General features: G+C 44.1%; 10 protein-coding genes and 1 tRNA gene. 3 read left to right on the top strand and 8 right to left on the bottom strand.

Annotated features, from left to right (window positions below):
• Positions 1-91 precede the first annotated feature (91 nt).
• Positions 92-2,386 (bottom strand): PAS domain-containing hybrid sensor histidine kinase/response regulator, encoded by a 2,295-nt coding sequence (locus V7L12_RS04665; protein ID WP_335082548.1) that lies wholly within the window; start codon positions 2,384-2,386, stop codon positions 92-94.
• Between the two features lie 543 nt (positions 2,387-2,929).
• On the opposite strand from V7L12_RS04665, the gene V7L12_RS04660 reads away from it, so the two are divergent.
• Positions 2,930-4,120 (top strand): transporter substrate-binding domain-containing protein, encoded by a 1,191-nt coding sequence (locus V7L12_RS04660; RefSeq protein WP_335082546.1) that lies wholly within the window; start codon positions 2,930-2,932, stop codon positions 4,118-4,120.
• The gene (locus V7L12_RS04655) at positions 4,104-4,373 is read left to right on the top strand and encodes a hypothetical protein (protein WP_335082544.1); all 270 of its coding nucleotides are present in this window, start codon (positions 4,104-4,106) and stop codon (positions 4,371-4,373) included. Before V7L12_RS04660 ends, V7L12_RS04655 begins: the two co-directional genes overlap by 17 nt.
• Positions 4,374-4,400: 27 nt before the next feature.
• On the opposite strand, the gene mazG is transcribed toward V7L12_RS04655, so the two are convergent.
• On the bottom strand, positions 4,401-5,234 hold the full coding sequence (gene mazG / locus V7L12_RS04650; protein WP_335082542.1) for a nucleoside triphosphate pyrophosphohydrolase: 834 nt from the start codon (positions 5,232-5,234) through the stop codon (positions 4,401-4,403).
• A 3-nt stretch (positions 5,235-5,237) separates the two neighbouring features.
• Positions 5,238-5,858, bottom strand: a complete 621-nt coding sequence (locus V7L12_RS04645) for a metal-binding protein (protein ID WP_335082540.1) — start codon at positions 5,856-5,858, stop codon at positions 5,238-5,240.
• A gap of 143 nt (positions 5,859-6,001) precedes the next feature.
• On the opposite strand from V7L12_RS04645, the gene V7L12_RS04640 reads away from it, so the two are divergent.
• A tRNA-Val gene (locus tag V7L12_RS04640) sits at positions 6,002-6,074 on the top strand.
• A gap of 70 nt (positions 6,075-6,144) precedes the next feature.
• Here the strand turns inward: V7L12_RS04640 and V7L12_RS04635 are convergent.
• From V7L12_RS04635 to V7L12_RS04615, 5 genes are all read right to left on the bottom strand, one after another.
• The gene (locus tag V7L12_RS04635) at positions 6,145-6,501 is read right to left on the bottom strand and encodes a DUF5615 family PIN-like protein (RefSeq protein ID WP_335082538.1); all 357 of its coding nucleotides are present in this window, start codon (positions 6,499-6,501) and stop codon (positions 6,145-6,147) included.
• On the bottom strand, positions 6,501-6,746 hold the full coding sequence (locus tag V7L12_RS04630) for a DUF433 domain-containing protein (protein ID WP_335082536.1): 246 nt from the start codon (positions 6,744-6,746) through the stop codon (positions 6,501-6,503). The genes V7L12_RS04635 and V7L12_RS04630 overlap by 1 nt, the downstream gene beginning before the upstream one ends.
• A 113-nt stretch (positions 6,747-6,859) precedes the next feature.
• Entirely contained in the window at positions 6,860-7,603 is a 744-nt protein-coding gene (locus V7L12_RS04625; RefSeq protein WP_335082534.1) for an alpha/beta fold hydrolase, read from the bottom strand.
• A 44-nt stretch (positions 7,604-7,647) separates the two neighbouring features.
• A complete protein-coding gene (locus tag V7L12_RS04620) occupies positions 7,648-7,923 on the bottom strand; it encodes a hypothetical protein (protein WP_335082532.1) in 276 nt (91 codons plus the stop codon).
• Positions 7,924-8,115: 192 nt separating this feature from the next.
• Positions 8,116-9,297: WD40 repeat domain-containing protein (locus V7L12_RS04615; RefSeq protein WP_442947868.1), on the bottom strand; the 1,182-nt coding region annotated here is incomplete at its 5' end.

Here is a 9,297-nt window from a genome sequence, read left to right as displayed (position 1 = left end):
GTGGGCGCGGGTGGGCGCGGCTCAACCATCTTAAGGCTTCACTTTTAGCGATCGCCCTTAATTATACTCCGGCGAGAGTGACAAAAGAGGGTTAAACTTGTTTGCTGCTTTTGGTAAGGTTCGCTACCACTTTCACCAACTCTTCTGGCTCGATTGGCTTGGATACATGAACTTGGAATCCAGCTTGCAGAGCGAGACTGTGTTCTTCATCTCTAGCAAATGCCGTTAGTGCTACAGCTAGAATCTTCTCCTCTTGCTCTGCTTCCTGCGCCCGCACTTTCCGAATCAGGGAATAACCATCCTCATCTGGCATTCCGATATCACTGACTAAAACATCTGGTTTTAATTGTCCTAGTGCTTCCAGGGCTTCACCTACTGAGCTAACCGCCGTCACCTGCGCTCCAGACTGTTCAAGGATGAAGGCAATTAACTCACGCGTATCGGTATTGTCATCGACAACAAGTATTTGCAAGCCGTTGAGTATTAAGAGGTTATCGACTTTTACTTCACTCTCTTTAATTAACTGCTCTGGTTGCGGTTCTACTAGAGGCAACAATACTGTAAATATTGCTCCCTGTCCTTCCCCTTCGCTAACTGCATAGACTGTGCCTGAGTGCATTTCTACTAAGTGATGGACAATTGCTAGCCCCAATCCCAAACCATTGTCTGCTCTAGTAGTTGTGCTATCAGCTTGACGGAAGCGCTCAAAGATATAAGGTAGAAAGTCAGCACTAATTCCTTTACCTGTGTCAGAGAAAGTTATCTGAGCATTTGAGTCTATCTGTTCTAGATATACTTCAACTCGCCCTCCGTTAGGTGTGAACTTGACGGCATTAGAGAGCAAATTCCAGACTAGTTGTTGGAGGCGTTCTGCATCACCCATAACTTGACCAACTGAGGAGTCAAGATGAAATTCAACTTGAATATTCTTAATTTCAGAGGTGGGATGTACAGCTTCAATTGCCGCCTGAATTACAGGCATAAGGTCAATTTTACGGATATTTAGGCGAATTTGTCCTTGTACAATCCGTGAGATATCCAGGATATCTTCAATCAGTTTTCTTTGAAGTTTGGCATTCCGCTCAATTGTCTCTAATGCCTTAGAGGTAGTTGCTTCGTCCCATTTGCGAGTACGTATTACTTGAACCCAACCCAGCATAGAATTGAGAGGTGTACGAAGTTCGTGGGAAACGATCGCTAAAAACTCTTCCTTGATGCGGTTAGCTTCTTGGACTTGCTGATAAAACTGGGCATTTTCAATGGCGAATGCTGCTCGTTGAGCAAGTTCTTCAGCCATTTCTAGGTCTACAGTCGTGTAATGGCGTCCTGGTTGTGCAGACGCAAATAGAATTGTTCCTAGCTTGCGTTTACGTACTAACAGTGGCACTACCATCTGAGACTTAACTTGGAGTTGGCGCAGCAGACTAAAGTGTTCCTCATTCGAGGACTTTTTCTGTAATGAAGACTCAAGAATGTTTGTAACCAGTTCCGGCTTACCAGTCCGTAAAACTTTTGCTGGGCCATAATCAGCATCAACAGCAATTGGATAGCGTTGTTGGAGTTCTCGGATTAGCGCTTCCTTCGCTGGTTCAGATGCAACGATGACTGGGTTAGTGAAGACTGGCAAATTATTTTCGATAACATCCACAATACACCAATCTGCAAGAGTAGGCACTGCTAATTGCGCGACGCTGGTTAGGGTAGTGCGATAATCCAAGGAAGATGCCAATACACGACTTGCTTCAGCCAAAAAATTAGAGCGCTTCTCTGCCGCTTGGGCTGCGATTCGGGCGACTTGCTCATTGTCAAATAACTGCTGGCGCTGCAACTCTAAACGCCTACGCTGGCTAATGTCACGCATTAGCCAGCGCAGAGCAACTGGCTTACCTAACTCGTTACGAACGGTAGCTACTGTGAAAGCTACATCAAAACAGATTTTTTCTCGTGGTTGTAAACACACTTCCCATTCCCCGCCTCGGTCGAGCTGCTGCAACTGAGTTAGGTAATCAAAAAAAGCTTGATGATCTGACTGGGCGATGAAAGTAAGCAGCGGTTTGCCAACCAAAAATCGCTGTGAAACATTGATGTGTATGGTAGCAGCACGATTCGCTTCCAGGATAGTGCCATAAGTATCAGTTACCAAGTAACCATCAGGCGCAAAATCAAATAATTCTTGGTAGCGCTGACGCTCCTTCTCTACTACGATTCGTGTTGCTTGTAGTTCTTCGGAGGCGATTTTTAGTTCTTCCAAAGTGATTTGAAGTTCTTCAAAAGCTTCTGCTGTTAACTCTTGCTGGGAATACGGCTGACTTGCAGTACTTTGCAGTAATCGTGTTACCCGTGAGCGCAATATCTCTATTTGTTGACTAAAATCGTCTACATCCATGTTGCTCACTTTGCAAAGACTAAAAAGCGCACGTTAGATAAAATATCAGGCAATTATAAACCCAAATGTACGCTAAAAACTGATCTCAAAACTATTGCTCAAAAGATAGAGGTTTGTGTTTCCAATGGGAGTTATACAAAGTGAATTAAACACAATATAACCGTCTCAATCTCTATCTCCTATTTTAAAACAAACAATTCATCAAGAAATCCACCTAGAGTACTGTACAGCAAGAAACATAATAAATAGATTTAAGCAAATGTTTTTATAGCTTAAGGAGGGTCTAATGGTTACAACAACAGTACCAGAACAATAGGTCAAAATTGGCACAACCAAGTTGCTGATTAACAATGAGTCAGTAAATAGTGTAAGCCATCGCAAATGTGAAACAATCAACCCGACTACAGGCAAAGTAATCTATCTTCCCAATCCCCAGTCCCCCTAAATCTGAAAAAAATTGGTTTTAGGGGGATGATGAACGTGATATTTGGTATAGGGTGGGCATGATAAATAGATTATGCACACAACCCTAAAAGAATTCTGATGATGAATGCGATCGCTAGTAGATTTCGCCAACTTATAGCTGGAAAAAACAGCCCAATTGGCAGATATGACCCGAAAAACAAAACTAAGCGTTCCTTAGCATTGTATACCTGCATAGGATTAATAGGTGGAATTTTGGCATTGTTGTTAATAGCGTCCCCAGGAGTAGCCCAAAAACCACAACTCCAACAACCGTTATTAGTAGCTACACGAGTTATACCGCCTTTTGTGCTATCAAACAAAGGTGAGTTATCGGGATTCAGTATCGACCTCTGGCGCAACATCGCTAACCAAATAGGTGTAGAGTCTAAATTTATTGAATATTCCACTGTGCCGCAACTGCTTTTAGCTATTAAGGAAAGCAAAGCCAACTTGGGAATTTCAGCCATCTCGATTACAGCCGAACGCGAGCAGAATTTTGATTTCTCATTACCTATTTTTGCTGGGGGGCTGCAAATTATGGTGAGAAACCCAGAGAGCAACAACAGTACCTTCCCAAATATTTTGCAATTGTTTTTCTCTGCTAGCCTCTTGCAAGTAATAGGCGTTGCTCTGGTACTAATTGTGGTAGCAGCCCACATTATTTGGTTATCTGAACGTCATCACAAAGATGGGATGATTCCCAAATCATACTTTCCTGGCATTTTCAAAGCCTGTTGGTGGGCAGCTGCCACATTAGCAACCCAAGCTGACGAAATGCCCAAGGGAGTAATGGGACGCCTAGTAGGTATTGTCTGGATGTTCATCGGAGTACTTTTTGCCGCCTACTTTACAGCCAGCGCGACTACCTCATTGACAGTGCAACAGCTTCAGGGCGATATCAGGAGTATAGACGATTTACCCGGCAAGGTAGTAGCCACAACTGCGGGTAGCACAGCCGCCACATACCTGCGAGAACATAAGATTTCAGTTTTAGAAGTTACTAAGATTGAGCAAGCTTACAATGCTCTGCAAACAAAAAAAGCTGATGCCGTAGTGTTTGATGCGCCTGTACTCCTCTTCTATGCTGCCAATGAAGGCAAAGAGAAAGTACAGATTGTTGGCAGTATCTTGCGTGAAGAAAGCTACGGCATCATTCTGCCCAATAACAGTCCCCACCGCAAACCAATTAATCAGGCTTTGCTGAGTCTTAAAGAAAATGGCACTTATCAATCGCTATATGATAAGTGGTTTGATGCTAAAAAATCTTGAAGCAGGAAATCGGCACTGGGCAGTGGGAATTGGGGAGCTTGAGCCTTTGAGCCTGAAAGTTGAGCCTTTGAACCTGAAGTTTGAGCCTTTGAACCTGAAGTTTGAGCCTTTGAACCTGAAGTTTGAGCCTTTGAACCTGAAGTTTGAGCCTCTGAACTTGAAGCTTGAGCCTTTGAACCTGAAAGTTGCACCTTTGAACCTGAAAGTTGCACCTTTGAACTTGAAAGTTGCACCTTTGAGCCTGAAGCTTTAAGTTCTAAGCCTCTCTCTGCCCCACTCCCTACTCTCTACTCTCAATCCCCTCTTGAGCAAGTTGAGCTTTTGCCTGTTGCCAGAGAGTTTCTAATTCATTCAAACTGTAATCAGAAAGGGGACGGTCAACAACTGCCTCCATTTTTTCTAATCGCTGGACAAAGCGCTGATTTGTGCCTTGCAAAGCGGTGCTGGGGTCAAGATTATGCCAACGCGCTAGCTGAATAACTGCAAATAGTAAATCGCCTAATTCTGCTTCTTGTCGTTCGGGTGTTTCCTCAGCTAAAGCTTGCTTGAATTCTCCCAACTCCTCATGAAATTTATCCCAGACGCCCTGAATATTTTCCCATTCAAACCCGATCGCCGCAGCCTTTTGAGAAATTTTCATCGCCGCCGTCAGTGGGGGAAGGGTACGTCCATAACGAGCGAGTTTAGCACTAAATTTTTGCGCGTCTGGAGATGCTTCGCCCTTTTCTGCAGCTTTGATTTGTTCCCAATTTTGCCGCACCTCATCCACACTGGCAACAGACACATCACCAAACACATGAGGATGACGGCGAATCAACTTTTGGGAAATCCCCTGAGTTATTTCCTTGAGAGAAAATTGCCCCGATTCGCTAGCGATTTGGGCTTGTAATACCACCTGTAATAATAAATCGCCTAACTCCTCTACGATCGCACCTTTATCTCCACTCTTAATCGCATCCACCACCTCATAAGCTTCCTCAATCACATAAGGCGTCAGCGTTTCGGCAGTTTGAGCCAAATCCCACGGACAACCACCATCAGGCGATCGCAACTTCGCCACCACCTCAATCAATTCCTGCAACGCCGCCAAAGTATCAACTCTGTCACTTGTCATTTGTCATTTGTCCTTTGTCGTTCTTCCGTTGCTCTTTCTGCTAACTGTAGCTCGACGACTACCGCGACTTGTAACTTTCCGCTTTTTTATTTTGCCACTAGGAAGCAACCCCCGAATGCCCTGTTTTTGAAAGCGCTTATAAGCCGAACCGCCCCAATCGCTCAGAGAATGACTCATCGCACCGAGTTCCAACCCCAAAAACAGGGCGATATATTCAGTATCGTATTGCACGAGCGATCGCCCCACAGTTCTCCCCAAATCTTGCCAAGTAAAGCTCAGATTCCATAACCTTTCGGCAACTGCCAAAACGAAAATTGCCAAAATAGCTAACAAACACCCCAGATAAAGTATCCGCAAAATCGTGCCAATAATCGGCCCGTGGGATAAAAAAGAACGATGCCGGAGACTTTTTTGATAAGGTAGCCAAATCCAGCGCAAGAAACCCCAGCGTTGAAATTGCACAGAGTAGATATCCAAATCGGGGCCAAACATCAGCCCGCCAAAGAGAAACCCGCCTGCAACCAACAAAGTTGCATTGCTACTGCGAGTTTGCCAGAAAGTAACGCCCGCCACGAATGGCAGAGCATACATAGTAATGCGATCGTGCGTCCGACCAGAGGGCATTTTAAATCCTGTTAGCGATAGCGGGGCGTTTAGCCAGTGCTGAGTAACTGAATACTGAGTCAGTATAAGAGAAAAAAAGATTTTCTTAAAACTACTAGCGCAATGCGAAATATTTTGCTATATTGGTTAAGGATTGAACAAAAGGGCGGTTAGCTCAGTTGGTAGAGCGCCTGCCTTACAAGCAGGATGTCATCAGTTCGAGTCTGGTACTGCCCATTAAATAAATAAAGGCTAGAAACAGCTTAGATGCGGTTTCTAGCCTTTTTGGGTTTGTCGTATTGCCTAACTACGGCAGAGGACGCTGGCGAATCTGATCGCGCTCTAATACCGTAAACCGTTCCTCAAATTGCAATCCTTCTATCTGTAGTAAATTTAACAACAGTGTGGCTGGCTCCTCAGGAGTATGGGGGCGAAACCGCAGATAAATCACACCCGTTGGTGATGGTAATTTTAAGCGATAGATGAGTTCGCCGTAGTCGCGATCAAACGTTAAAATCACCCGTTGCTCATTAGCCGCACGAGTCAAAACCTCTGTATCTTTAATACCTGGAGAATCCTCTGTCACGGAAGCGACATCATAGCCTGTTTGCCGTAGCAGCCGCACACTGGACAATGGGAAGTTTTCATTCGCCAGAAACCGCATTACCTGGCCTCAGTAGATAGCAACGATGTGTAGAATACATCTTCTTTGAGACACTCCGCCGCAAATGCGAACACAGCTTGGATTGCAGGAGGGCTGAGAGTTGGATAGCTTTCTGTTACTTGTTGTTCTGTCCAACCTTCGGCAAACAACCCCAATATGAATTCCACAGATAGCCGTGTTCCTTTGACGACAGGCTTTCCAAGGAGAATTTTCGGGTCTGAATAAATATAAGTTCTCCAATCCATACTAGTTTAGCTTTATGGGGCTTCATTTATTATGGGCGATGCCTACGGCGGGCTGCGCCAACGCACCAGTAAGAGAGTCTGCTTGGGCAAAATATTTTGGATTGCTCAAACAATTAATCACTAGTTAATACTGAGGCAAGAAGTTCAGGATGAGATAGATGTGGGCAATGTCCAGAAGGTAGTTCAATGGCATCGACTCCTAAGCGCTTGTGTGCAGCGTAGCGTGACCATGTAGGAGATATTATTCGGTCATTGCTACAAACAATATATTTTCGCTCAACATTTGGCAAAGCTTTTAGAGGATTCGTTTCAAATATATATGCCATAGATTGTTGCGAACGACTTTTCGAGATTGCCCACTGTGCTATATCCGGTTGACAATCATGAAAGAAAAACTCCCTTAATACTGCTTCGTCTGAATAATCTTTGCCTACGGAAGCTGGTTCATACATATCAGGCTCATCTTGGAACTGTTCGAGTATACTTGGGTCTTTGGGTTGGTAATTGAATGATTTGAGCGTATCAGAATCAAGGCGATGAGAAAATTGGTCGAGTGTACTAACTCCAGGATAGGGGAGGAGCGCAGCTACAAATACTAGTTGACGCACTTTTACCGCTTCTGCAACCAGGGGAATTATAGTACCAGCCATTGAGTGACCGACTAGCACAATATCATCATCAGTTTTTGGCAGCGCTTGAATTACTACATCCGCAAATTCGGACAAAGTAGCAGATGCATTTTCAATTGGCAAATCCATTGCTACGGTTTTGTGACCCTGTGCTTCTAAGTAGGGAATTAGCAAATCCCAACACCAAGTGGCTTGGAAAGCACCGTGAACTAGACAATATAGACTCATATTAATTGAATAGTGGTAATGGTGGACGAGTTTCCTAATTTATATTATTTTTCAACAAAATTAAATTCATTTCTAGAAACCAGGGAGATTTTATTATTTAATAATCGTCTGACCTCTGCAAGAATTGGTGCAATTAAAAACTCTGACCTAGCTTTTTTGGTGAAGATCGCAGTTGCTAAAGGAATGTAATCTATTAAAATCGTTTTGAGAGTTTTTGATGGTGTAACAGGTTTTGTATGAGCAAATAAATTACGAGTTTCATCGAGTGTTAAGTCAAAACTCTTTTTCACCTTAGCGAGACTAAAATCGCTATATAGCATTCTTCCACCTTGTGATTATCTATAGCGCTTCTGGGTTGAGTTCAATAGAGACCTAACCCCCAACCCCTTCCCTACTAGCGTTGGGGAGTAAGACTCAAAGCCTCTCCCCTCTTAGGGGAGAGGTTTGGAGAGAGGTCATAGACATATTTTTGCAAAAGTGAGATAACTTCATTTTTTTTGCACAATGTCTCACTAATTCTGTAACTTCTTAAGCTCTGCATCTGTAAACGGATTCTTCCCTGCCCGTAAATCTTTCACCCAGCGCTGCCGTTGTGCTTTACGATTTTTATCGTCAGTCTGGGCGATGTATGCTTCAAAGTCCTCAATCGCTCCTTGGATATTCCCTGTCAGCGCCCTAGCCAAGCCACGACTATCACGAATGTTGCCATCTTCAGGTGCAAGTACAACGGCTTTTTCACAAGCTGGTAACACATCAGCAGCTTGTTTTTGCAGACTACCGTCCCAGCATAGTTTATCCCAAGAACTTATAGGAATTTCGACTTTTGAATCGAGCTTGAGGGCTGCGGTATAAGCTGCTAGCGCTTCCTTAAACTTTTTCTCTTCTAAGCGGCTGTTTCCTTCATCAACTGAGCGTTCAGCCTTGCCTTTGTTAACAAATTCTTTCGCTCTCAGCTTTGAATTAAACTTTAATTTATTATCCCATTGCTGTGCTTTGCCAAACTTATTAACAGCGCCCTTAATATCATCATTTCGCGCTAAGTTCTCACCTTGGATGAGTAACGCTGTCGCCCCTTGCGTTAACCGCGATGAAGTTTGGCATGATTGCAACTCTTCTAACACTTCTGGATGGGCAATGAGGTAATTATTTAGTAAGTTGCAACCACTGTGTAATAAATTATCGAAATCCAAATCCCATAAAATTATTGTCTTGTCCCAACTAGCAGAAGCTAACTGTTGTCCATTGGGGCTATAGGCGACGCTATAGACCTCACTGCTATGACCAGTCAGGGTTTTCAGGAGTTGACCACTGCTGACATCCCAGATTTTGATCGTCTTGTCATCACTTGCAGAAGCTAACTGTTGTCCATTGGGGCTGTAGGCGACGCTAATGACCTCACTGCTATGACCAGTCAGGGTTTTCAGGAGTTGACCACTGCTGACATCCCAGATTTTGATCGTCTTGTCCCAACTTGCAGAAGCTAACTGTTGTCCATTGGGGCTGTAGGCGACGCTAATGACCGAATCGCTATGACCAGTCAGGGTTTTCAGGAGTTGACCACTGCTGACATCCCAGATTTTGATCGTCTTGTCACGACTAGCAGAAGCTAACTGTTGTCCATTGGGGCTGTAGGCGACGCTATAGACCGAACTGCTATGACCAGTCAGGGTTTTCAGGAGTTGACCACTGCTGAC

This window comes from Nostoc sp. (assembly GCF_036918245.1).
In the GTDB taxonomy this organism is placed as follows: domain Bacteria; phylum Cyanobacteriota; class Cyanobacteriia; order Cyanobacteriales; family Nostocaceae; genus Nostoc.
This window is presented reverse-complemented; position numbering and strand designations above follow the sequence as displayed.